Source organism: Morganella morganii (assembly GCF_019242955.1).
Taxonomy (GTDB): domain Bacteria; phylum Pseudomonadota; class Gammaproteobacteria; order Enterobacterales; family Enterobacteriaceae; genus Morganella; species Morganella sibonii.
Genome location: NZ_CP066129.1, coordinates 2,449,782 through 2,474,783 on the forward strand (window position 1 = coordinate 2,449,782; position 25,002 = coordinate 2,474,783).

Annotated in this window: 22 protein-coding genes and 1 pseudogene; 18 read left to right on the top strand and 5 right to left on the bottom strand. The window is 48.6% G+C overall.

Annotated features, from left to right (window positions below; genetic code table 11):
* Positions 1–4 precede the first annotated feature (4 nt).
* Positions 5–1,099: an AI-2E family transporter gene (locus JC793_RS11390; protein ID WP_218426229.1), complete on the bottom strand. Its 1,095-nt coding sequence runs from the start codon at positions 1,097–1,099 to the stop codon at positions 5–7.
* A gap of 136 nt (positions 1,100–1,235) precedes the next feature.
* Here JC793_RS11390 and bepA point away from each other — a divergent pair, with 136 nt between their 5' ends.
* The 7 genes from bepA (at position 1,236) to JC793_RS11425 (ending at position 8,148) form a co-directional block, all read left to right on the top strand.
* A complete protein-coding gene (gene bepA / locus JC793_RS11395; protein ID WP_107678846.1) occupies positions 1,236–2,699 on the top strand; it encodes a beta-barrel assembly-enhancing protease in 1,464 nt (487 codons plus the stop codon).
* A gap of 11 nt (positions 2,700–2,710) precedes the next feature.
* Positions 2,711–3,064 carry an arsenate reductase (glutaredoxin) gene (gene arsC, locus JC793_RS11400; protein ID WP_166708061.1) on the top strand — a complete coding sequence of 118 codons (354 nt, stop codon included), beginning with the start codon at positions 2,711–2,713 and terminating at the stop codon, positions 3,062–3,064.
* Positions 3,065–3,209: 145 nt separating this feature from the next.
* Positions 3,210–3,773, top strand: coding sequence for a two-partner secretion domain-containing protein (locus JC793_RS11405; RefSeq protein ID WP_218426230.1), 564 nt, complete (start codon positions 3,210–3,212; stop codon positions 3,771–3,773).
* A gap of 191 nt (positions 3,774–3,964) precedes the next feature.
* The gene (locus tag JC793_RS11410; protein WP_218426231.1) at positions 3,965–4,594 is read left to right on the top strand and encodes a CDP-alcohol phosphatidyltransferase family protein; all 630 of its coding nucleotides are present in this window, start codon (positions 3,965–3,967) and stop codon (positions 4,592–4,594) included.
* Positions 4,595–4,596: 2 nt separating this feature from the next.
* Complete coding sequence (locus tag JC793_RS11415) at positions 4,597–6,363, top strand: bifunctional alpha/beta hydrolase/class I SAM-dependent methyltransferase (RefSeq protein ID WP_218426232.1); 1,767 nt, start codon at positions 4,597–4,599, stop codon at positions 6,361–6,363.
* A gap of 68 nt (positions 6,364–6,431) precedes the next feature.
* Complete coding sequence (locus JC793_RS11420; RefSeq protein ID WP_218426233.1) at positions 6,432–7,763, top strand: dual specificity protein phosphatase family protein; 1,332 nt, start codon at positions 6,432–6,434, stop codon at positions 7,761–7,763.
* The gene (locus JC793_RS11425; protein ID WP_166708066.1) at positions 7,756–8,148 is read left to right on the top strand and encodes a hypothetical protein; all 393 of its coding nucleotides are present in this window, start codon (positions 7,756–7,758) and stop codon (positions 8,146–8,148) included. Before JC793_RS11420 ends, JC793_RS11425 begins: the two co-directional genes overlap by 8 nt.
* A gap of 3 nt (positions 8,149–8,151) precedes the next feature.
* On the opposite strand, the gene hda is transcribed toward JC793_RS11425, so the two are convergent.
* Positions 8,152–8,868 carry a DnaA inactivator Hda gene (gene hda, locus JC793_RS11430; RefSeq protein WP_112550905.1) on the bottom strand — a complete coding sequence of 239 codons (717 nt, stop codon included), beginning with the start codon at positions 8,866–8,868 and terminating at the stop codon, positions 8,152–8,154.
* A 790-nt stretch (positions 8,869–9,658) separates the two neighbouring features.
* Between hda and JC793_RS11435 the strand changes: the two genes are divergently transcribed.
* The 3 genes from JC793_RS11435 (at position 9,659) to JC793_RS11445 (ending at position 12,406) form a co-directional block, all read left to right on the top strand.
* Positions 9,659–10,477 carry a two-partner secretion domain-containing protein gene (locus tag JC793_RS11435; RefSeq protein WP_218426234.1) on the top strand — a complete coding sequence of 273 codons (819 nt, stop codon included), beginning with the start codon at positions 9,659–9,661 and terminating at the stop codon, positions 10,475–10,477.
* A gap of 138 nt (positions 10,478–10,615) precedes the next feature.
* A complete protein-coding gene (locus JC793_RS11440; RefSeq protein WP_218426235.1) occupies positions 10,616–11,386 on the top strand; it encodes a two-partner secretion domain-containing protein in 771 nt (256 codons plus the stop codon).
* A gap of 93 nt (positions 11,387–11,479) precedes the next feature.
* Positions 11,480–12,406 carry a two-partner secretion domain-containing protein gene (locus JC793_RS11445; RefSeq protein WP_218426236.1) on the top strand — a complete coding sequence of 309 codons (927 nt, stop codon included), beginning with the start codon at positions 11,480–11,482 and terminating at the stop codon, positions 12,404–12,406.
* 45 nt (positions 12,407–12,451) lie between these two features.
* On the opposite strand, the gene uraA is transcribed toward JC793_RS11445, so the two are convergent.
* Both uraA and upp read right to left on the bottom strand, forming a co-directional pair.
* Positions 12,452–13,744, bottom strand: a complete 1,293-nt coding sequence (gene uraA, locus JC793_RS11450; RefSeq protein WP_046893260.1) for a uracil permease — start codon at positions 13,742–13,744, stop codon at positions 12,452–12,454.
* Positions 13,745–13,812: 68 nt separating this feature from the next.
* Positions 13,813–14,439, bottom strand: a complete 627-nt coding sequence (gene upp / locus JC793_RS11455; RefSeq protein WP_046893261.1) for a uracil phosphoribosyltransferase — start codon at positions 14,437–14,439, stop codon at positions 13,813–13,815.
* Positions 14,440–14,692: 253 nt separating this feature from the next.
* Between upp and purM the strand changes: the two genes are divergently transcribed.
* From purM to JC793_RS11475, 4 genes are all read left to right on the top strand, one after another.
* Positions 14,693–15,733: a phosphoribosylformylglycinamidine cyclo-ligase gene (gene purM / locus JC793_RS11460; protein ID WP_166708071.1), complete on the top strand. Its 1,041-nt coding sequence runs from the start codon at positions 14,693–14,695 to the stop codon at positions 15,731–15,733.
* Positions 15,733–16,371 (top strand): phosphoribosylglycinamide formyltransferase, encoded by a 639-nt coding sequence (gene purN, locus JC793_RS11465; protein ID WP_218426237.1) that lies wholly within the window; start codon positions 15,733–15,735, stop codon positions 16,369–16,371. Before purM ends, purN begins: the two co-directional genes overlap by 1 nt.
* Before the next feature lie 233 nt (positions 16,372–16,604).
* Entirely contained in the window at positions 16,605–17,738 is a 1,134-nt protein-coding gene (locus JC793_RS11470) for an AAA family ATPase (RefSeq protein ID WP_046893263.1), read from the top strand.
* Positions 17,739–17,741: 3 nt separating this feature from the next.
* Positions 17,742–18,347 carry a DUF4276 family protein gene (locus JC793_RS11475; RefSeq protein WP_046893264.1) on the top strand — a complete coding sequence of 202 codons (606 nt, stop codon included), beginning with the start codon at positions 17,742–17,744 and terminating at the stop codon, positions 18,345–18,347.
* Here JC793_RS11475 and JC793_RS11480 read toward each other — a convergent pair whose 3' ends face one another.
* Positions 18,348–18,650, bottom strand: coding sequence for a helix-hairpin-helix domain-containing protein (locus JC793_RS11480; RefSeq protein ID WP_218426238.1), 303 nt, complete (start codon positions 18,648–18,650; stop codon positions 18,348–18,350).
* A gap of 205 nt (positions 18,651–18,855) precedes the next feature.
* On the opposite strand from JC793_RS11480, the gene speG reads away from it, so the two are divergent.
* From speG to mgtE, 4 genes and pseudogenes are all read left to right on the top strand, one after another.
* On the top strand, positions 18,856–19,458 hold the full coding sequence (gene speG, locus JC793_RS11485) for a spermidine N1-acetyltransferase (protein ID WP_218426239.1): 603 nt from the start codon (positions 18,856–18,858) through the stop codon (positions 19,456–19,458).
* Positions 19,459–19,512: 54 nt separating this feature from the next.
* Positions 19,513–21,585 (top strand): polyphosphate kinase 1, encoded by a 2,073-nt coding sequence (gene ppk1 / locus JC793_RS11490; protein WP_107678855.1) that lies wholly within the window; start codon positions 19,513–19,515, stop codon positions 21,583–21,585.
* A gap of 11 nt (positions 21,586–21,596) precedes the next feature.
* The gene (gene ppx / locus JC793_RS11495; RefSeq protein ID WP_182106786.1) at positions 21,597–23,129 is read left to right on the top strand and encodes an exopolyphosphatase; all 1,533 of its coding nucleotides are present in this window, start codon (positions 21,597–21,599) and stop codon (positions 23,127–23,129) included.
* Between the two features lie 57 nt (positions 23,130–23,186).
* Positions 23,187–24,651: pseudogene (gene mgtE, locus JC793_RS11500) on the top strand (magnesium transporter).
* The last annotated feature ends 351 nt before the right edge of the window (positions 24,652–25,002 follow it).

Sequence of the window (25,002 nt, forward strand, 5' to 3'; positions counted from 1 at the left end):
AATATTACTTCTGTTCCGGAGGTGTGCTATCCAAAATGGGTTCCTGCACTATTTTTTCCTCCGGCCAGACATTGATCACTGCTTTAATCAGCGTCGCCAGCGGAATTGCAAAAAAGACGCCCCAGAATCCCCACAATCCGCCGAAAATAATAATGGACAGAATAATCACCAGCGGATGAAGATTCACCGCTTCGGAAAACAGAACCGGCACCAGAATATTGCTGTCCAGACCCTGTACCACCAGATAGGCGATAAACATCGTCCAGAAATCAGAATCCAGTCCCCACTGGAACAACCCGACCAGAATTACCGGCACTGTCACAATCACTGCACCCACATACGGGATAAGGACAGACAATCCCACCAGTACACCCAGCAGCAGCGCATAGTTCAGACCGACCACTGCGAAGACAATATAAGTACAAACACCGACAATAATCATCTCCGTCACTTTGCCGCGGATATAGTTGGAGATCTGCTGATTCATTTCCACCCACACTTTCCCGGCCAGTGAACGGTTACGTGGCAGAATGCGCTGAAAACCGCGCAGCAGCTGTTCTTTATCTTTCAGTAAAAAGAACACCATCAGCGGCACCAGAATCAGATAAATCGTCATTGTCAGTAATCCCACCAGCGATGCCAGTGACATTTTCACCACCGAATCCCCGACTGAGAGCAGCTTACTGCGGGCATTATCGAGGATCATATCCATCAGCCCGACATCCATCAGAGCCGGGAAACGGTTCGGCAGTTCACGGGCAAACTCATTGAAACGGCTGAACATCGTCGGCATATCCAGCAGCAGATTACGCCCCTGCCCCCAGACCGTTGGTGCAAGAATAAAGATCACCAGCACACTGATGCCGATAAACAGGGTCAGGATCAGCATAATCGCCGGTTTGCGCGAGCAGCCGCGCTTTTCCATCTGATGGATAGGCCACTCCAGCAGATATGCCAGCACAATCGCCACCAGCAGCGGCGCTAAGATACCGCTGAAAAAATAAATAATTCCGAAACCCGCCAGTAAAATCACGGTCAAAGCAACTGCCTGCGGATCGGCAAAACGCCGTCGGTACCACTGAATGATTAAATCTAACATGACTCTGCTCCCGGGGTTAGCGGCAAAAATATGACAAATCCTGCCCACCGGGCAGACTGTGTGAGGATTTTACTTGAGTGTTTGCTATGATACACGAATTATTACCAGTGATAATCAACGGGGAAAGCGTCATCCTATGAATACGTTTCTGAAAAAACCGTTAGCCGTCTTACTGAGTCTTGCTCTGACCTTCCCGGTTCTGCCTGCCGCACAGGCGGCCGTTGAAGATGCGTTACCGGAAATCGGCACCACTGCCGGCGGTACGCTCAGTATCGGACAGGAAAATCTGATGGGGGATTTTTATCTGCGGATGATCCGCAGCAGTTCCCCGATGGTCTATGATCCTGTTTTACTGCAATATATCAATAAACTCGGCCAGCGTTTAGTCTCAAACGCGGATTCGGTCAAAACCCCGTTTAACTTTTTCCTGATTGCCAATCCGAATATTAACGCCTTTGCATTCTTCGGCGGTAATGTGGTGCTGCACACGTCACTGTTCCGCTACAGTCTGACAGAGAGTGAGCTGGCCTCCGTGATGGCGCACGAAATCGCCCACGTCACCCAGCGCCATCTGGCAAGGATGATGGAAGATCAGCAGAACAAAGCACCGCTGGCCTGGGCAGCCACACTGGGCTCTATCCTGCTGCTGATGACCGGCACCCCGGTCGGGGCAGCTGCCATGACTTCCACCATGGCCGGGATCCAGCAGAATATGATCAGCTTTACACAATCCAACGAGCAGGAAGCGGACCGTATCGGTATGGGTACACTGAGCCGTGCCGGGTTTGATCCGCAGGGTATGCCGGATTTTATGACCATCATGGTGGATATGTCCCGCTACAGCTCCAAGCCGCCGGAAATGCTGCTGACCCACCCCCTGCCGGACAGCCGTCTGGCCGATGCACGCAGCCGCGCCGGACAGATGCCGCGCAAAAACCCGCCGCAATCCTTTGACTTCCTGCTGGCCCGCGCCCGGGCGATGGCGATGTACGGCGGACAACCGCTGCGCAATGCCACTGATCAGATGATCGAAAACTACAGCAAAGGTAACAGTAAGGAACAAATGGCGGCTGACTATGCCCGCGCCATTCTGCTTTACCGTGACAACAAATATGAGCCTGCCTCACAAATTCTGACGAAATTACTGGCGGCAGACCCGGAGAATGTCTGGTTTATTGATGTGATGACGGACGTCGATATCGGTCTGAACAGAACATCGCAGGCGGTAACCCGGCTGGAAAATGCCCTGAAGCGTGAACCGGGTAATTCGGTGTATCAGATAAACCTCGGTAACGCCTATATTCAGAATAAACAATATGATAAAGCGACCCGGATTCTGCGCAATTACACCTTTGACCATCCGTCAGATCCGAGCGGCTGGGATCTGCTGGCCGAAGCAGGCGGGAAAGCCGGGCGCCGGGCGGATGAACTGGCTGCCCGTGCGGAATATCAGAACTTAATGGGGAATTTTGACGGCGCTATCCGCAGCCTGACCGAAGCCGCCAGGCAGGCCAAACCCGGCAGTTATGATCAGGCCCGCTATGATGCGCGGATTGACCAGATCCGCCAGTTACAGCTGCAATTCAAACAATTTAAATAATGAGGAATACGATGACTGATACTGTCGCTATCTGGCACAACCCGCGCTGCTCGAAAAGCCGTGAAACCCTGGCATTGCTGGAAGAAAACGGGGTATCACCGGTGGTAGTGCTCTATCTGGACACGCCGCCGTCAGTGGCGGAAATCAAAACCGTGCTCCGCGAGCTGAAATTTGATGATGCCCGCAAACTGATGCGCACCAAAGAAGCACTTTACAGTGAACTGGGACTGGCCGCCGTCACCGATCAGGAAGCACTGATTCAGGCAATGCATGACAACCCGAAACTGATTGAGCGCCCGGTGGTGATTAAAGGCAAACAAGCCCGCCTCGGCCGTCCGCCGGAGCAGGTGCTGGAGATTCTCTGAGCCTGACTTTCCGTCCCCGGTGCCCGCCGGGGATACTCGCCCGTATATAAATCCGCCATGTTCTTTTTATGAAATCGTCATTTATTACGACTGTTACAATCCCGTCGGTTATCAACACGTAATATAATGATTAAAGGAATAAATCATGAAAAAGACATTGACTGCGTTATCATTAATTTCTGCTGCATTATTTTCCGCCCAGTCCGTTGCCGGGCAGCAACTGACAGAATACGCCTACAAGAATGGTGATAAAATCAGTGTGGCCCCGGTTAACCCGGAAATTGAAACATCCCTGACCACGGGCCCCGATCAAAAACCGATTCTGTCCATTAATTCTCCGAATCGCCGCGGCATTTCCCACAATATTTTCACCGACTATAATGTCGGCAAAATAGGTTTGACTATCGATAATGAGGACAACGCCAAAACTATTATTAATGAGGTGATCGGGGGAAATAAAAGCCGTCTGCGCGGTAATACCTTTATTAAAGGCGGCAAGGCCAGCCTGCTGATCGTCAACCCGAATGGTGTGGTGTGCCTGGCATGCAGCTCAACCAATACATCACTCTATTCTCACCGCAAAACGCTGCCCGTCGTTATCAATACCGCACAAGGTAACGATGTCATTTTCAAGGCCCGCAAGCCACTGACTGACTCAGATCGCCTGACGGATATCCGTCAGAATATTTCCCTGATCACCTCACGCTGATCCCTGCTATACCGCCGTATTAACGGCGGTAATTCTTTTATCCGAAACTTTCCCCGTCCCTGACTGTCCTACTCTGTAACAACACAGTTCCGTCATCATGCTACATTAACTTAAGAAAACTCTTATTGCAGCGATCACAGAATAACGTATTGATAATATGGATAACTGACTGTGTATTATCAGGGAAAAAAATGACCATTTATGATTTAAAACCAAAATTTCAGAACTTACTGCGTCCCGTTGTCGCCCGCCTGTTTAATGCCGGGATCACCGCCAACCAGGTCACGCTGGCAGCAATGTTTCTTTCCCTGCTCACCGGTTTCATACTGATTCTGTTTCCCGATCCGCGCCTGTTTCTTATTCTGCCGCCGGTTCTGTTTATCCGGATGGCGCTGAATGCCATTGACGGTATGCTGGCGCGTGAACATCACCAGAAAAGCCGCTTCGGCGCGATCCTCAATGAACTGAGCGACGTGATATCCGATACAATACTTTACTTCCCGTTTGTCCTGCTGTTCCCGGGTTCAGCCATCTGGATACTGCTGATCCTGTTTCTCTCTGTACTGACTGAATTTACCGGTGTACTGGCACAAACTATCGGGGCATCACGCCGCTATGACGGCCCTGCCGGAAAAAGTGACCGCGCCTTTTTGTTCGGCGCTCTGGGGTTATGGGCAGCACTCTTCCCTGCGTCCCTTGATTCCGTTCTCTTTCCGGTACTGTTTGCGGTCTTTGCCGCCCTGCTGTTTCTCACCTGCTATCACCGTATCCGGCGTGCGTTGCAGGAATCTGCGCAACAAAGCGCATCTCAAAAGGACTGATTATGAGTGTATCTTCTGATTATCCGACTCAGCGTGAATCTGTTGAATCTCATTTCACCACCAGTGATCAGCAGCGGTTATTTTTCCGTTACTGGCCTTCCGCGACAGCGGAAAAGAAAGCCATTGTGCTGTTTCACCGGGGTCATGAGCATTCAGGCCGCGTCGCACATCTGGCGGATGAATTGTCATTACCTGATTTCGCCGTATTTGCCTGGGATGCCCGTGGTCATGGCCGTAATGACGGTCCGAGAGGCTACAGCCCGTCGATGGGCACATCTATCAGTGATATCAATGAATTTATCAATTTCATTTCATCCGAATATGAAATTCCGGTCGAAAACATGGTTGTGCTCGGACAAAGTGTCGGCGCAGTCACACTGAGCGGCTGGGTGCATGATTTTGCACCGAAAATCCGCGGGCTGGTTCTGGCCTCACCGGCTTTTAAAGTCAAACTTTATGTGCCGTTTGCCCGCAGCGGGCTGGCGCTGATGCAGAAAATACGCGGGTTGTTTTATGTTAACTCTTATGTCAAAGCCAAATTCCTGACCCACGACCCGGTGCGCATCGCCTCCTTTGAGCGCGATCCTTTAATCACCCGGCCGATTGCCGTCAATATCCTGCTGGAACTCTACAAGACGGCTGACAGACTGGTGGCGGATGCCGCCGCAATCACCGTACCGACACAGCTGTTTATCTCCGGCAGTGACCATGTGGTACACAGAAAGCCGCAAGATCAGTTCTATGCGCGGCTCAACACCCCGTATAAAGAAAAACATATTCTGCCGGGGTTCTATCACGATACCCTGGGCGAAAAAGATCGCCATATCCCGCTGGCAGAAATCCGCCGCTTTGTCACCACGCTGTTTGAGCAGCCGCGCTATCAGCACGACTACCGGTTTGAAGATGTATGCAGCGCCGGAGCGGATGCTTATCGTGAATTACAGGCGCCGCTGCCGGAGTACTGCCCGAAAAATATCGGCTATAAACTGCTCAGCAAAGCGATGTCCACCCTCGGAAAAGCCTCGGAAGGGGTCAGTATCGGTTATGACAAAGGATTCGATTCCGGTTCCACACTGGATTATGTCTACCGTAACCAGGCTCAGGGCAAAGGAATTTTCGGCCGGATAGTTGACCGTCAGTATCTTAACAGCATCGGCTGGCAGGGAATTCGCCAGCGCAAAGTGAATATTGAGAAAATCCTGCGCCGTACTATCCGGACATTACAGGACGCCGGGCAGCCGGTACGGATTATGGATATCGCTGCCGGACAGGGTCGTTATCTCTTTGATGCGATAAATGATTACAGCCGGATAGAATCTGTTCTGATGCGCGATTACAGCACGATCAACGTGGAACAGGGACGTTTGCAAATCAAAGAACGTTTCCTGGAAAACAAAATCCGTTTTGAAGAGGGTAATGCCTTTGATACTGCGGATTTAGCGGCGGTCACACCAAAGCCGACCCTCGGTGTGGTAAGCGGATTATATGAACTGTTCCCGGAAAACCACCTGCTGCGTGATTCCCTCGCCGGGCTGGCGCAGGCCATTGAAAGCGGTGGTTATCTTGTTTACACCTGCCAACCGTGGCACCCGCAGGTTGAGATGATAGCCCGCGTACTGCCGAGCCACCAGGGCGGCAAAGCCTGGGTCATGCGCTGCCGCAGCCAGGGGGAAATGGATGCACTGGTCGATGAAGCCGGGTTTGAAAAACTGGATCAGCTGATTGATAACTGGGGTATTTTCAGTGTCTCAGTCGCCAGACGCCGCTGATTGTTGTCATACTACTGATGAAGATGCGCCCTGCCGCGCATCTTCTGTTTTACAGGGAATGAAAAACTATGGCTGATGCCGCACTGCCGCTGCCTGCCTCCCGCCGTAAACGGTGGGGATTTGCTCTGCTCTGGCTGCTGTTTCTGGCACCTTTCTTCTTTCTGACCTACGGGCAGGTCAATACTTATACGGCTTCGCTGCCGTCAGTGCCTTCTTTTGCTTTCGGCTGGGAAACACACATTCCGTTTCTGCCGTGGACGATTATTCCGTACTGGAGCATCGATCTCTTCTACGGATTATCCCTGTTCATCTGCACTTCTCTGCGCGAACAGTGTATCCACGGGCTTCGGCTGGTGGGCGCGTCACTGGTGGCCTGTGCCGGATTTCTGCTGTTCCCGCTGAAATTCAGTTTTCCCCGCCCGCAGACGGACGGGACCGCCGGATGGATGTTTGATCAGCTTGAGATGTTTGATCTGCCATTTAACCAGGCTCCCTCGCTGCATATTATTCTGCTGTGGCTGCTGTGGCTGCGTTTCCGCGCTCACACACCGCAGAAGTGGCGCTGGTTTCTGCATCTGTGGTCAATTCTGATCTTAATATCTGTGCTGACAACCTGGCAGCACCATTTTATTGATGTGATCACCGGTGCCGCCGCCGGTGTGGTGATAAGTTATCTTCTTCCTATCCGCACACGCTGGCAGTGGTCACCGCACCGTATCCGCCGGGGTTATCAGCTGGCCGGACGGTACGCCATTATTTCGCTGGTGCTGACCATCGCGGCAGTTGTTATCGGTGGTCAGGGCTGGTGGTTGTTATGGCCTGCGCTGACATTTTTATGTATCACAGCGGGTTATCTCGGTGCCGGCGCTTCTGTATTTCAAAAAGACAGTGCCGGACGGATTTCACCGTCTGCGGCACTCCTGCTGCTCCCTTACCGGCTTGCGGCGCAGATCAGTTATTACTGGTATGCAAAACAGTGCCGTCACACCAGTATAGTGAATGAGTATATTGCGCTGGGAGGTTATCCGGCGGCACCACTGGCCGCATCCGCCGTACTCGATATGACCGGAGAGTTTCCCCGCAGCCGCTATACTGCCGGGCTGGCTTATCACTGTCAGCCGCAGCTGGATTTGTTTCCGCTGACAGAGGAACAGATCGAATCCGCAGTGAATAATCTCAGCCGCCTGGCACACTCCGGCCAGGTTTATGTACACTGCAAACTGGGTTACACCCGCAGTACCACGGTCGTGGTCGCGTGGCTGATACGCGCCGGACTGGCAGACAATGTGGAACAGGCACTGGCCGCGGTCAGACAGGCCCGGCCGCAGATTGTTCTGCGGGAACAGACAATTGCCGCCCTGACCCGCTGGGCAGCGCGTTACGGAAAAAACAATGAATAACAGACCTCATGATGAACAGATTATTATCATTTTTACCGCAGGCTGGCGTTTCCTGGCTGCATTGTCGTTACTGGCCTTTCTGACACAGTTTTTACTTTATATTTCGGGATTTTCCGGTGAGTATCCGATGGCGGCGGGAATTTTGTTTTTGCTGTGCAGCGCGTATTTTATCTTCCGTCTGTGGCTGGATCATCATCTGTTCCGCCGCCTTGCCCAATCTGACGATACCGGCGTTTTTGATGAATCGCTGACCACGCTGTTTCCGGGCAGAGCACATCATACTGACTATTCGCAACGCTGGCGCGGCACAAAGCGGCTGTTCCAGCAAGGCTCACTCTGCATGGTACTTCAGTGGGGAGTCACCATCATCGCGTTACTTAACTGACAATCATAACCGCAGGATATCTTTGACAAACGGGATCGTCAGTTTGCGCTGCGCGACAATTGACGCGTGATCGAGCCTGTCCAGCATATCAAACAGTGTGCGCATCTGACGGTCGAGGCGTTTTAAGATAAAGCGCCCGACATCTTCCGGCAGTTCAAAGCCGCGCAGCTTTGCCCGCAACTGCAGTGCCTGAATTTTTTCGTCATCACTGAGCGGATGCAGTTTGTAAATCTGCCCCCAGTCCAGCCGGGAAGCCAGATCGGGTAATTGCAGCGGGATCTGCCGCGGCGGCCGGTCACCGGTGATAAGCAGACAGGTTCTGCCGGTTTCAAGAATCCGGTTATAGAGATTAAACAGCGCCATTTCCCACTCTTCATCACCGGCAATGCACTGCACATTATCAATGCAGACCAGCGACAGATGCTCCATCCCCTCCAGTACATCCGGCACAAACCAGGCGCGTTTATCCAGCGGGACATACCCTACCGCCCTGTCTTTGGAAGAGACTTCCGCACAGGCGGCATGTAGCAGGTGGCTTTTGCCGCCCCCGTCGCGGGACCAGAAATAGAGATAGCTGCCGTGCGGCTGATTGATCGCCGTCTGAATAGCGGATAACAACGATGCATTTTCCCCCGCGTAGAAACTGTTGAAAGTCTCATCATCAGGAAGAGAGAGCGGTAGTGACAGTTGTGATGGCGTGTTCAGAGTTACCTCGGCCAACGGGTGAACAAACATGACTAGTTTAACATAAATTCACCGGCTAAATGAACCCGTTCCCGGCAAAACCTCACCGGATGCAGAAAATTGCAACAATTCTTTTTTGTAACGTTTCACAACTTATAATTCAAAATGCAGATGATTACATAAAACACCCTCACCTGCGTGATTCAAATGATTACTGATATTTTATCTGACCCCGGGGCTGATAAATTAATATCCGCATAATACACAAATATTATACAAGGATGTCTGTAATGGAGATATCGTTCAAAAAATCATCAGGAAATCCAAACGCTGTAAACAGTACATTTATTAATAATGGCATTGCTTACAGCCATGTTAATATTGGATTCAATAAAATTTTTTTACTGACAGAAGTACCACAAAAAATAACAACACTGCTGATTGAAGTATCTGATTAAAGATAAAACATTCTTAATTCATTAACATCCACTTCATTAACACATTCCGATCTGTTATTTAACAATGCAGAAACTCAAAATCAGAAAATAACAAAGATACTTACCTTCCCGGACTGGCTGTTTATTCCCGCAACATTCCTGCCAAAAAAAATCACAGCATGCTCCCTGAGTAAATGCCTAATAACGACATCAAAATAGATATTAATTATGTGACAGATAATGATGAATTTAAAGAATGTATACATCACAAGAATAAAAAACCATTAAATTTAAAATAATAACCATATGGTTTATATTCCAATTATTTAATTACAACAACTCGTCTGTTTGTGGTAAAAAATACGCTCAATTCAACATAAGGAAATATCATGAAAAAGAATGGACTATTACTTTCAATTTTAGTTTTGTCACCATTATCATTTGCTCTGACAAATACGACAGACATAAGTATTGTAAATAACACTGCTAAACTCAGTTATCACGAAAATAAGAGTGTGGTTACTATTTCAGAAAAAGAAAATTCAAACTTATCGCATATTAAATATGATAAATTTAATGTCGGCAGCGAAGGTTTGACTTTCAATAACCACATCGGGGCTGACACGATTATTAATGAAGTAGTTTCTCAGTCTGCCTCTGAACTGAATGGTGAGATCCGCATTGAAGGGAAAAAAGCTAAATTCACATTGGTCAATCCAAACGGCATTGTGTGTAACTCCGGTTGTCATTTCATAAATACTACCTCTGCGAATTTGGTTGTCGGAGGAAAAATGCTTACTCCGTATCGCATTATCGGGGGATTTGCCCGTAAAAATAAATTAGTAATTAAAAATACAACAAAAAAAATCGCAGAAAAATTAATTCTTGATAGTCCCAATATTGAAATAGAAAAAAGCCATATAACTGCTGATGAAATTTCTATCTATAATACTTACAACTATCTAAATAACACACTATCAAGGGCGAAAATAACGATTGACAAACAATCAAAGATAGAAGCCGATGAAATTAATATCAGAATACTGGAGACTAATTTTGTAAACAATGGAATAGTCAGCGGGAAAATAGATGCTAAGTTATTATTCTCGGACATTGTAAATAATGGAAACATCACCGGCAATAGCGGATCAAAAATCAACAATATAAATACTAAATTCACCGGAAATAGACAAAATATAATTTTCTAAAAACCCATATGCCACATATTTTTAATTAAATTTAAAATAAAAACCATATTATCGTCACCATCATATTTTTTTGTCACAACCCAACATTTTTTGTGATAAAAATACACTAAGACCCGAAATAAAACAAAAGGATATACCATGAAAAAAAATGGACTGTTACTCTCAATTTTAGTTTTATCACCATTATCACTTGCTCTGGCAAATACGACAGACATAAGTATTGTGAATAATACTGCGAAACTCAGCCATCACGAAAATAAGAGTGTGGTTACTATTTCAGAAAAAGATAATTCAAACTTGTCACACATTAGCTATGACAAATTTAATGTTGGTAGCGAAGGTATGACTTTCAATAACCACATCGGGGCTGACACGATTATTAATGAAGTTATTTCTCAGTCACCCTCTGAACTTAATGGTGAGATCCGCATTGAAGGGAAAAAAGCTAAATTCACATTGGTTAATCCTAACGGTATTGTTTGTCAAGCTGATTGCAGCTTCTTAAATACTGCCTCTGCCAACCTGGTCGTCGGAATTGAGAAGATTTCTGATGACCATATTATCGGACGCTCTTCAGGTGATAATAAATTGATAATCAGAAATATTAAAAATAAAATTGCTGAAAAATTAAGAGTCAGCAGCAAAAACATTGATATTACCAGCAGTTATGTTACCGCTGACCATTTTCGGTTTGATAGCATTACTCAAATGACGTATGAATCACCAGAGAGAAGCAATATAATGATTGATGAACAATCAATAGTACATGCAGGAGATATTGACCTGAACCTGATGGAAACTGACATGACGAATAATGGCAGAATCGAAGGCAGAATAGCAGGTATACATTTAAAATCAAAAATTGTAAATAATGGCTACATGGTCAATACGAACAATAAAGAGTTCTGATTAATTACACTAACAATTATGATGAGAATTTATAGCATTTAGAATCTCTATTTAAAGAGGGGGATTCCCCTCTTTTATGCCAAGGAATAAATAATGATTAATAAAAAAGCACTATTACTATCCGCTCTGATTTTTACTTGCGATACAACTGCAGGCTCAGTATATACCTACCCTTCAGGCCATGTAATAAAAATCAAAAACCAGGCAGCTGAAATTATTGCCGGTGATAAAAAACCCGAACTGATACTGAAACAAAAAGGTGACGACCGTGAATCCCATGTCACTTTTGAACAGTTCAATGTTGGCCTCAATGGTTTAAAAATAAATAATAAAATCAATGCCCGCTATATCATTACCGAGGTTGTTTCTGATGATATTTCCCGCCTGGAAGGTGATATCAGAGTCACCCATAATAAGGCTCATCTTTTTATTATTAATCCTAACGGAATTACCATAAGCAATAAATTTAAGATATCAGGCACGATATATAACCATCTTATTACGGGCCGGATGAAAAGCCCTGTTGATGACTGGGATGATATCTGGCCCGGACAGATAGAGCATAATGGCGGTGAACTGAATATATCCGGCGCAAAGCGTCGTGGTAACTTTGATAACACAACATTAATCAGCAGTAATATCAATATGGATAAAAGTAAATTATATGCAAACAACCTTCATATTGAGACAATCTCAGATACCTATGATAAATATCCCGGCGCACCTAAAATCACGATTAACAAAGATACTGAAATACATGCCGGTTTACTAAGTGCTAAACTGATCGGAGTAAAATTCAAAAACTCCGGGAAAATAATCGGCGACATGGATTTCGAAACAACAGATGTATCAATAGAAAATACAGGCATCATCACCGGTGGTACGGGAAAGATAGCATACCGGGGCGACATGGATTTTAAGGGGAAATATAATATCAAATACAAAAATAGTGATATTTTTAAATCACGTGAAAAACACGATTTTTTTGGAAACAAAATAAGTACAGTCAATATTGAATAATATAAATAACACCGGAGAAGTACCCTGTACTTCTCCGATACGGTATCAGTTATCTTTCTTCACTTCATCCAGATTCACGTCCACCACCCGCTCTTCCGGGCGGATAATATTCACCAGACGGAACACCAGTGCCAGACCAATCCCGACAACCGTTGCCAGTGCCATACCTTTCAGTTCAGCCGCGCCGATATGAATAGTCGCCCCGCTGACCCCGATAATCAGGATAACTGCGGTCAGAATCAGGTTTTGCGGCTTGTTATAATCCACTTTGGAATCAATCAGCACACGGATACCGGATGCACCGATAACCCCGTACAGCAGCAGTGATACCCCGCCCATCACCGGAACCGGCACAGCGGCAATCGCAGCGGCCAGTTTACCGACGCAGGAGAGCAGAATCGCCAGTATCGCCGCCCCGCCGATAACCCAGGAGCTGTACACTTTGGTAATCGCCATCACGCCGATATTTTCACCGTACGTGGTATTAGGTGTGGAGCCGAAGAAGCCGGACAGTACCGTCGAGAAGCCGTTGGCAAACATAGAGCGGTGCAGACCGGGATCTTTCATCAGGTCACGTTTGACGATGTTCGCCGTCACGACCAGATGACCGACGTGCTCGGCAATAACCACCAGCGCGGCCGGTAAGATGGTCAGAATAGCAAACCACTCAAAACGCGGTGTATAGAAAGTCGGCAGCGCAAACCACGGCGCTTCACTCACCGGGGTTAAATCCACCGCGCCCATAAAGAAGGCCAGCGCATAACCGGTCAGTACCCCGATAAGGATCGGGATAATCGCCAGGAAGCCGCGGAACACCACAGAACCGAGAATCGTTACCCCGAGAGTGGTCAGGGAGATAATCAGCGTGGTGCTGTCCGGCGTTGCGCCGTTTTCAAATTTCAGCCCGGCCATACCGGCAGCAGTACCGGCCAGCTCAAGACCGATGACCGCAACAATTGCGCCCATCGCCGCAGGCGGGAACAACACATTGATCCAGCCGCGTCCGGCGATTTTGACAATCCCCGCCACCAGCATAAATAACAGCCCGCAGATGATAAACCCGCCGAGGGCAAGCTCATACCCGAGCGGCAGTAAAATCAGCACCGGTGAAATAAAGGCAAAGCTGGAGCCCAGGTATGCCGGGATTTTTCCTTTACAGATAAACAGATACAGCAGCGTCCCGATACCGTTAAATAACAGGATCGTGGCCGGGTTTACCTGAAACAGAATCGGCACCAGAACCGTTGCACCAAACATCGCAAACAGGTGCTGTAAACTTAACGGAATGGTGACCAGCAGTGGTGGGCGTTCATCGACTTCAATAACGCGGCGCGTCATCTTAAACCTCTTAATGATTACTCAGGGATATGCCAAAAAAAAGCCGACTATCAAGTCGGCTCATTAACTTATTTCGTACCAAATATCTTATCGCCCGCATCACCCAGGCCCGGTACAATGTAACCGTGCTCGTTGAGGTGATCGTCAACGGATGCCGTGTACAGCTCAACATCCGGATGGGCTTTTTCCAGTGCTTTCAGACCTTCCGGTGCAGCAACCAGTACGAGGATTTTAATCGCGGTGCAGCCTGCTTTTTTCAGCAGATCGATAGTGGCGATCATCGAGCCGCCGGTTGCCAGCATCGGGTCAACCACCAGCGCCATGCGTTCTTCAATATTAGAGGCTAATTTCTGGAAGTACGGTACCGGCTCCAGTGTCTCTTCATCACGGTAAACACCGACAACACTGATACGGGCACTCGGGATACTTTCCAGCACACCGTTCATCATACCGATACCCGCACGCAGGATAGGTACGACGGTAATCTTTTTACCCTTGATTTGTTCAATTTCGACCGGACCACACCAGCCGTCAATTGTCACTTTCTCAGTTTCTAAGTCTGAAGTTGCTTCATAGGTCAGCAGGCTACCGACTTCTGAGGCCAGTTCACGAAAGCGTTTTGTGCTTATATCATGATCTCGCATCAGGCCAAGTTTGTGTTTAACGAGCGGGTGTTTTACCTCGGTGACTTTCATGGGTTCTCCTACTGTGTAAGCCCTGGCGGACAAAAAAATCGCGAGATTATACCGCTTTTCTGCTGTTGCGCCACCCTTGATTTGTTGATTATAGTCAATTATCACGCGTTTCATGTTCGTTACATGAATAAGTGTGAACTGACGCATTTTGACAAAATCCGGCGTAAATCCTCTCGCAAACGTTTGCGTGGCCTGTTAGAATAGCCGCGTTTTCGATTCACCCACTTACTTGCAATCGCCGTTGGGGGCCGCAGTGACTGACAAAACTTCCCTGAGTTACAAAGATGCCGGTGTTGATATTGATGCCGGTAATGCCTTAGTTTCCCGTATTAAGCATGTTGTCAAAGAGACACGCCGTCCTGAAGTGATGGGCGGACTGGGTGGTTTCGGTGCGCTGTGTGCGGTACCGCAGAAATATAAAGAGCCGGTGCTGGTTTCCGGCACTGACGGCGTCGGCACCAAGCTGCGCCTGGCCATGGATCTGGCACGCCATGACACTATCGGTATCGACCTCGTTGCTATGTGCGTGAACGACCTGGTGGTCGCCGGTGCTGAGCCCCTCTTCTTCCTCGACTATTACGCGACCGGTAAACTGGATGTCGACACCGCCGCCCGTGTGGTCACCGGTATTGCCGAAGGCTGTAAGCAGGCAGGCTGTGCACTGGTCGGCGGCGAAACCGCTGAAATGCCGGGCATGTATCACGGTAATGATTATGACGTGGCCGGGTTCTGTGTCGGTGTGGCGGAAAAATCAGAAATTATTGACGGCAGCAAAGTTCGTGCCGGTGATGTGCTGATCGCGCTGGCATCCAGCGGCCCGCACTCCAACGGCTATTCCCTGATCCGCAAAATCCTGGAAGTCAGCAAGACTGACCCTGCGACAACAGAGCTTGACGGCAAATCCCTGGCCGACCATCTGCTGGCACCGACCAAAATCTATGTCAAATCTGTACTGAAGCTGATTGAAAATACCGATGTCCACGCGATTGCGCACCTGACCGGCGGCGGTTTCTGGGAGAATATCCCGCGTGTGTTACCGGCCTGTACTCAGGCGCGGATTGATGCGGCCTCCTGGCAGTGGCCATCCGTCTTTAACTGGCTGCAACAGGCCGGCAATGTTGATGATTATGAAATGTACCGCACCTTTAACTGTGGTGTCGGTATGGTGATCGCACTGCCTGCCTCCGCTGTACCGGCTGCACTCGCCCTGCTGACTGAAGCCGGTGAGAATGCATGGCTGATTGGTGATATCGCGGTGTGCCGTGAAGATGAGCCGCAGGTTATCATCCGCTGATGAAGAAACGCCTTGTTGTCCTGATTTCCGGCAGCGGCAGTAATTTGCAGGCGTTAATTGACGCCTGCAATTCACACAGTCTCAATGCGGAAATTGTCGCAGTATTCAGTAATAAAGCAGACGCTTACGGGTTAATCCGGGCTCAGAATGCCGGAATTCCCGCTCAGTCACTCCGCCAGGCGGATTTCCCTTCACGGGATGATTTCGATGCCGCACTACAGGATCAGATTGATGAATACCGCCCTGATGTCATTATTCTCGCCGGATATATGCGGATTCTGACACCAGCTTTTGTCCGTCACTATCACGGCAGAATGCTGAATATCCACCCCTCTCTGCTGCCGAAATATCCGGGTCTGCACACGCACCGTAAAGTCCTGGAAAACGGGGACGCTGAACACGGTACTTCTGTCCATTTCGTGACGGAAGAGCTGGACGGCGGGCCGGTCATTTTGCAGGCACGCATTGCGGTTCAGCCCGGTGATACCGAAGAAACCCTCACCGCACGGATACAGCAGGAAGAACACCGCATTTATCCGCAGGTCGTTAACTGGTATGTGCAGGGGCGTTTACTGTTGCAGGAAGATGGTGTGTATCTGGATGAGCAGCTGCTGTCGCCGGACGGTTTCCATTCATAAAATAAATGCCCCGCTGACATGCGGGCCATTTATCTATACTTATTCTCTTTTATTCCCGTAATTTCTTTTTTTGTTGGAATAATGCTCACAACTTTATCTTCCATCCCCGATAATCCGGCAGCATAGTGCTATGTTGTTGCTACCAACAGGTAACAATACTCTTGTTTGACAAATTTTAATTCAGACTGCAATAATTGCTGTTATCTGAATGACATAACCCTGAAGGTATGACCATGAAAATTACCCGAGTCCGTCTGAAAAACTGGAAAAATTTCCGGAATATCGATATCAATATGAATGATCGGGTATATATCATCGGTCCTAATGCCGTGGGTAAATCTAACTTTCTGGATGTTTTTCGTTTTATGAGTGACCTTTGCAAGGATGGCGGCGGCTTACAGAAAGCGGTTAACGACCGGGGCGGTATCACTAAATTACGTTGCCTTCAGGCACGTAATGATACTGAAGTAGCTATTATTCTGAATTTATCAGACGATAATAATGAATGGGTGTATGAATTAAAATTCAAAGCATCCGGTAAAGGAAAACAATTGATTCATATTACCAGTGAAAATGTCACTCTTAATAATGAGTCTATATTGTCCCGGCCGAACTCCAATGATCAATCTGATGAGATACAGCTGACACAAACGCATCTGGAACAAATTTTAGCTAATCAGCCATTCCGGCCTGTCGCTCAGTTTTTCGCATCTGTCACATATCTGCATATTGTTCCTCAGTTACTTAAGTTTGCCAAAGAAATTGGTATCACCAAAATTGAAGATGATCCTTTTGGTCAGGGATTTTTAGATCGTCTGGCTAATACGAATGCCAAAACCCGGGATTCGTGGCTGAAAAAAATTCAGGCCGGTTTGTCTATTGCTGTGCCGCAATTTAAAGAACTCCGCTTTGAGCGTGACAGTTCCGGACAACCGCATCTCGAAGCCCGTTACGATCACTGGCGTCCTAATGCCGGCTGGCAGAAAGAAGATCAGTTTTCTGACGGTACCCTGAGACTGATTGGCCTGATGTGGTCACTTCTTGAAAAAAGACAATTGCTCCTGCTGGAAGAACCGGAACTTTCTCTGAATAATGAAATTGTCCGGTATATCCCTGAAGTAATTGAAAATACGCTGAAAGGAGCCAGGAATCAAAAACAGATCCTTATCAGCACGCACAGTGTTTCGCTGTTAAGCAACAATATAGACGGCAATGATATTATCCTGCTTCTGCCCTCTGAGAACGGTACGACTGCACGCTCTCCGGATGATGACGAACTCGCCGCAATGCGCGCAGGATTAACTGCCGCAGAAATTATGTTACCGCTGACAGTACCTGCCAATATCAGAAAAATGTCAGAGATATAATGAATGAAAATTTCGATCGCGACAGAAGATATTTTAACAGAAGAAGTTATGGTCAAAATACTCTCTTCTGTCAGCGGCATCGATATCCCATTTAAATTAGGGAAGCAAGGCTGTGGTTATCTGAAAAATAACATTCATAAATTCAATGAATTATCTTACCTTCATAATGTACTGGTTGTTTTTGATTCAGATTTACAAACCGATATTAACAAATTCCGATCCTCAATAGAAAAAGAGATAAAAAATAAAAGCAAAAGCCTGGACATTATTATTCCGGTACGGGAAATCGAAAGCTGGATTTTAGCTGATCGCGAAGGGCTGAGTACGTTTCTGAATATTTCAGGTGACAAAATCTGCCGGTCACCGGATGATTTACTTGATCCCAAAGAGAAAATAATAAACCTGGCGAAGCTGTCCAAAAATGCGGATATACGCAAAGGTATTCCGCCCAAAAAAGGGGCAGCCTCAAAAGTCGGGCTGTCTTACAATACGCTTCTGACCCGTTTTGTTCAGGAAAGCTGGGATATTGACAGAGCGAAAGCGCATTCACCCAGCCTGTGTACTGCGCTTATGACGATTAACCGTATTATCAGCCAGGTTAATTCATAACTACCGCAGTTTTGCCATATCATTAAGATACGCTTTGCGCTGTCCGGTATAATTCCACCACGGCTGTGCCGGTTGCCCGGCCAGAAAATCAGTGACTGACCAGAATACATCAATGACACAGGGATCCTGACGGACACCGGTTACCGCGCAGAGCATTTCATACATAATGACCGGATCTGAACCGGTAATATCCTGCGGTGTTTCATATCCCAACAGACGCAGATCTTCCGCCATCGCCTCACCGATATTCGGCAGGTCGGTAAGCGCATTAAGACGGGTGCGGCACACTTTTGTCGGGTTCATGGGAATATCCGGTATTTATTAGTCATCTGCGTATTGTCACATACTTTATCATCAGTCAGCAGCAGCCGGTACTCAAATAACAGGTAATTGTCATAATTTTACACGCCCGCCCCTGTAATGACGCGGAAAAACCGATCCCCGGATAATTCCGTTTCTGTTATGTGTTACACTGAACAAGAAAATACAATCAATACTGAGGTGATTTATGTCCGGTGGCACTGCTGTTCCGCCTGTAAAACTGCGTCCGCTTGAGCGTGAAGATTTAGCGTTTGTTCATCAGATGGATAATAACGCCAGCATTATGCGTTATTGGTTTGAGGAGCCGTATGAAGCTTTCATTGAATTAAGTGATTTATACGACAAACATATCCACGATCAATCAGAGCGCCGTTTTATTGTCGAAAGCGACGGCACCAAAGTCGGGCTGGTGGAACTGGTGGAAATCAATCATGTGCACCGCCGCGCTGAATTTCAGATCATTATCGCCCCGGCACATCAGGGACACGGATTTGCCTCGCGCGCTGCCCGTCTTGCCATGGATTATGCATTTTCTGTTCTCAACTTATATAAACTGTATCTGATTGTGGATGTGGAGAATGAAAAAGCGATCCATATTTATAAAAAGCTCGGCTTCCATACCGAAGGTCAGTTAATTGATGAGTTTTTCGTCAACGGCGAATACCGCACCGCGATCCGTATGTGTATTTTTCAGCCGGAATATCTGGTGATGAAAAATAAATCAGCGGATGCGGAAAGCTACGTTGAAAAAAAATGCCCGCGTAAAGCAGAACCTGTAATGTTTTTTTAGTAAACTGTACACTGTGTTCAACCCAGATTCAGCGTAACCCGTTCCGGAGTAACAATGTCCCAAGATAGGCTCTATATGGAAAAAGAACTCAGTTGGCTGTCGTTCAACGAACGGGTTCTTCAGGAGGCCGCCGACAAACGCAACCCGCTGATCGAGCGTATGCGTTTTCTGGGCATTTACTCAAATAACCTGGATGAGTTTTACAAAGTCCGCTACGCGGATGTTAAACGCCGCATCCTGATTAATGAGGAACAACGCGGTTCCGGAGCCAGCGGTCGTCATCTGCTGCGTAAAATTGAAAACAAAGTGGCAAAACAGGATCAGGCATTTGATACCCTGTATAACGACCTGCTGCTGGAAATGGCCCGTAATCAGATTTTCCTGATCAACGAACGTCAGATTTCGCCGAAACAGCAAATCTGGCTGCGTCAGTATTTCCGCCAGCATCTGCGCCAGCACATCACGCCGATTATGATCCAGACCAGCACCGATCTGGTCGAATTCCTCAAAGATGATTACACCTATCTGGTGGTGGAGATTGTCAAATCCGGTCGTGAGACCCGCTATGCGCTGCTGGAAATTCCGTCCGATAAAGTGCCGCGCTTTGTCAATCTGCCGACAGAAAACGGCCGCCGCCGCCAGTCGATGATCCTTATCGACAATATCCTGCGCTACTGTCTGGATGAAATCTTCAAGGGCTTTTTTGATTTCGATGCCCTCAATGCCTATTCCATGAAAATGACGCGTGATGCGGAGTATGACCTCGCCACTGAGATGGAATCCGGGATGCTGGAGATGATGTCTTCCACGCTGAAACAGCGTCTGACCGCCGAGCCGGTGCGCTTTGTTTATCAGCGCGATATGCCGGATGAAATGGTGACCCTGCTGCGTGAAAAACTCGGCCTGACCAATGATGACTCCGTAATTGCAGGCGGGCGCTACCATAACTTTAAAGACTTCATCCGCTTCCCGAATGAAGGTAATAAGAATTTATTAAACAAGCCGCTGCCGCGACTGCGTCATGTCTGGTTTGATCATCACCGTAACGGGTTTGATGCTATCCGTGAGCGGGATGTGCTGCTCTATTATCCGTATCACACATTTGAACATGTGCTGGAACTGCTGCGTCAGGCCTCTTTTGACCCGAGCGTAATTTCCATCAAGATGAATATCTACCGTGTCGCCAAGGATTCCCGCATTATCGATTCCATGATCCACGCGGCGCACAACGGCAAAAAAGTGACCGTGGTGGTGGAATTACAGGCACGTTTTGATGAAGAAGCAAATATTCACTGGGCGCGGCACCTGACGGCAGCCGGCGTACATGTTATTTTCTCCGCGCCGGGGCTGAAAATCCACGCCAAGCTGTTTATTATCTCGCGGCTGGAAGACGGGGATGTGATCCGCCGTTACGCCCATATCGGCACCGGTAACTTCAACGAAAAAACCGCGCGTATCTACACGGACTATTCACTGCTGACCGCCAATGAAGAGATCACCAATGAAGTCCGGCGTGTGTTCAACTTTATTGAAAACCCGTACCGGCCGGTCACGTTTGATAACCTGATGGTGTCCCCGCAGAATTCACGGGCGATGCTGAATCAGCTGATTGATGATGAAATTGCCAATGCACTGGCCGGTTATGATGCCGGAATCACGCTGAAAATCAATAATCTGGTAGATAAGCAACTGAGTGAGCGTCTGTATGATGCCTCCGAAGCCGGGGTAAAAATCCGTCTGCTGGTGCGCGGCATGTGTGCACTGGTACCGGGACAGGTGCCGTACAGTGAGAATATCCAGGTGACCAGTATCGTTGACCGTTTCCTGGAGCATGACAGGGTGTATGTGTTCACCAACAAAGGGGATGAAAAAGTCTATCTCTCCTCTGCTGACTGGATGACCCGCAATATCGATTACCGGATTGAAGTGGCTGTGCGCCTGCTCGACCCGGTACTGCGCCGCCGGGTGCTCGATATTCTGGATATTCAGTTCAGTGATAATGAGAAGGCACGTTATCTCGATAAAGAGATGTCCAACCATTATGTGCCGCGCGGCAACAAGCGGAAAGTCCGCTCGCAGATGGCGGTTTATGACTACATTCGTTCCCTGGAACAACCGGATAACTAAAAGGTCCGTTCATGCCATTATCACTGATCACTGAAAAAGATCGTCCGCTGGAAATTGCAGCCATCGACCTCGGGTCAAACAGCTTTCATATGGTAATTGCCCGTATTGTCAACGGCGCACTCCAGGTTCTCAGCCGCCTGAAGCAGCGGGTGTATCTGGCTGAAGGTTTAAATGATCAGAATGAACTGAGTGAAGAAGCCATGGCGCGCGGGCTGGCTTGTCTGGCGCTGTTTGCCGAACGTCTTCAGGGCTTTCCCGCCGCGCAGGTCACGATTGTCGGGACGCACAGTCTGCGTGAGGCAGTCAACGCGCATGAGTTTGTCGAACGTGCTGCGGCGGTGATCCCCTACCCGATTGAAATTATTTCCGGTCACGAGGAAGCACGCCTGATTTTTATGGGCGTTGAACACACACAGCCGGAAAAAGGCCGCAAACTGGTGATAGATATCGGCGGCGGCTCGACGGAGCTGGTGATCGGCGAACGTTTTGAGCCGATTTTAATTGAAAGCCGCCGTATGGGGTGTGTCAGTTTCAGCCGCCAGTTTTTTCCGGACGGCAAAATCACCGAAGCCAGTTTCAACCGCGCCCGCCTGATGGCGGTTTCCAAACTGGAAAACCTGGCCATTGCGTTCCGTGTGCAGGGCTGGGATGTGTGTCTCGGTGCCTCCGGTACGATTAAGGCGGCTTGTGAGATCCTGCGTGAACTGGGTGAGCGGGACGGTATTATCACCCCTGTCCGTCTGGAAATGCTGGTCAAACAGGTACTGCGTTATAAGCGGTTTGATGCCCTGAATTTACCGGGCCTGTCTGACGATCGCAAAAAAGTGTTTGTGCCGGGTCTGGCGATTTTATGCGGTCTGTTTGACGCACTGGAAATTACGGAACTGCGTCTGTCTGCCGGTGCCCTGCGCGAAGGGGTACTGTATGAGATGGAAGGCCGTTTCCGTCATCAGGATATCCGCCAGCGCACCGCACAAAGCCTGGTGGAACATTACAATGTGGACAACGCCCAGGTACTGCGTGTCCTGACCACCATGAAAAACCTGTACCGGCAATGGGCGGAGCAGAATCCGTCCCTGGTTGATCCGCAGCAGGAAGCGATTCTTGTCTGGGCGGTCTGGCTGCACGAAGTCGGGCTGAGTATCAACCTGTCAGGCCTGCACCGCCATTCGGCCTATATTCTGCAGAATACCAATTTACCGGGATTCACTCAGGAGCAGCAGCTTCTGCTTGCCACGCTGGTGCGTTATCACCGCAAAGCAGTAAAGAGTGACGATATCCCGAAGTTCACACTGTTTAAACGTAAACAGGTCATCCCCCTGATACAGATCCTGCGTCTCGCGGTCTTACTGAATAATCAGCGTCAATCCACCACCAAGCGTGCAACATTGCGCCTGGAAACCAATGAAGGACACTGGACACTGTTTTTTCCGCGCCACTATCTGACTATCAATACATTAATGCAGCTTGATCTGGAAAAAGAGCAGGCTTACTGGGATGATGTGCCCGGCTGGCACCTCGGTATAAAAGAAGAAGACGTCTAACAGGGAGAATCCCCGGCCAGTCTTATTTGTTTAAAGTTTTATGTGTAAAGGAAAATCATGTCTGAACACAGTTTCTCCATTGATAACTCATCACCGGTCAATCCGCATTCCCAGCGGCTGGCACACATTCGTCAGCAGGTTTTGCCCCTGTTCCTCAACGACTCACAGTTTGTGGAAACCATTCTGGGCACCGCCGATGAACATGCCAGGCTCAGTGATGATGAGCTGCATTCAAAATCAAAATTAGTCAAAAATCTGCTGACAGATCTCCACGCCGCTGACCTTGCGGATATGCTGGAAGCCCTGCCCTATGATGAGCGTCTTGCGCTCTGGCACCTGATTGATAACCATCAGCGCGGGGAAGTGCTGGTGGAAGCCTCTGTTTCCGTGTGGGACAGTCTGATTAAAGATATGTCAGACAAAGAGCTGCTGCGCGCCGTCGCCACCCTGCATGTGGATGAGCAGGCCTATATCGCCGAGCACCTGCCGCGCGATACCATGCGCCGCCTGCTGACCTATCTGGAACCAAGTCTGCGCAACCGCATCCGTACGGTTCTTCAGTATCCGGCGGACAGTATCGGGCAGATGATGGACTTTGAGTTTGTCACCGTGCGCGGCAATGTCCCGCTGAAAACGGTTCAGCGTTTTCTGCGCTACCGCAGCAACATCCCGGAAGCCACGGATAAAATCTTTGTTATCGACAGCAATAATATTTTGCAGGGTGAGCTGCCGCTGACCACTATTCTGACCCAGTCACCGGATAAACTGGTTTCTGATGTGATGAAAACCAGCCCGGTCACCTTCCTGCCGGATGAAAAAGGCGAAGATGCCTCCGGCGCGTTCGAACGTTATGACTTAATCTCCGCCGCCGTCGTCGATAATAACGGGCGGCTGCTCGGACGTCTGACCGTTGAGGATATCGTTGATAACCTCAACGAAGAAAGCGAGGAAAACATCCGTCGTATGGGGGGGGTTAAGCCCTGAAGAGGATGTGTTTGCGCCTGTCGGCCAGGCGGTAAAAAACCGCTGGGCGTGGCTGGCAATTAACCTCTGTACAGCCTTTGTGGCCTCCCGTGTGATTGGTGTGTTTGAGGACACTATCTCGCAGCTGGTCGCACTTGCCACCCTGATGCCGATTGTCGCCGGTATCGGCGGTAATACCGGTAACCAGACCATCACGATGATTGTCCGTGCACTGGCTCTGCACCAAATCCAGCACGGCAGTTTCTCTTTCCTGATGCTGCGTGAACTGGGCGTCGCCCTTATCAACGGCGTCGTCTGGGGCGGGATTATGGGGGTGGTCACGTATCTGCTCTACGGCGATATTGCCATGGGGGCGGTGATGACACTGGCCATGGTGCTTAACCTGCTGATGGCCGCCATGATGGGTGTGCTGATCCCGCTGACAATGATGAAGCTCGGCCGCGACCCGGCACTCGGTGCCAGCGTGATGATCACCGCGATCACCGATACCGGCGGATTTTTCATCTTTTTAGGTCTTGCCACCCTGTTCCTGGTCTGATTTTTGCTCAGATAACCGGCTGCGGCCACGGAAAGAGAAGTGTTACTTCAGCTCTCCGTGGCCGTTTTTGTCTCTTTCCGCTGTATTCCCGTATCTTCGCCGTCACCACAACACAGTGGATTATGATGCCGGACTGACAATATCCGGTGAATATGATCAATTCCCGGCTATTACTTTGAAATAATCATCATGCTGCTCACACTTATTTATATTTATTTACCGCTATTCACTCATGAGTATATTGATAAGCCTTATTCATATAAGATCATTAATCCTGTTTTATAAACCAGTATTTCGGGTAAATAATAATAAGGGCCGAAACCTCAATTATTCCGCTGATTATCTCTCCCG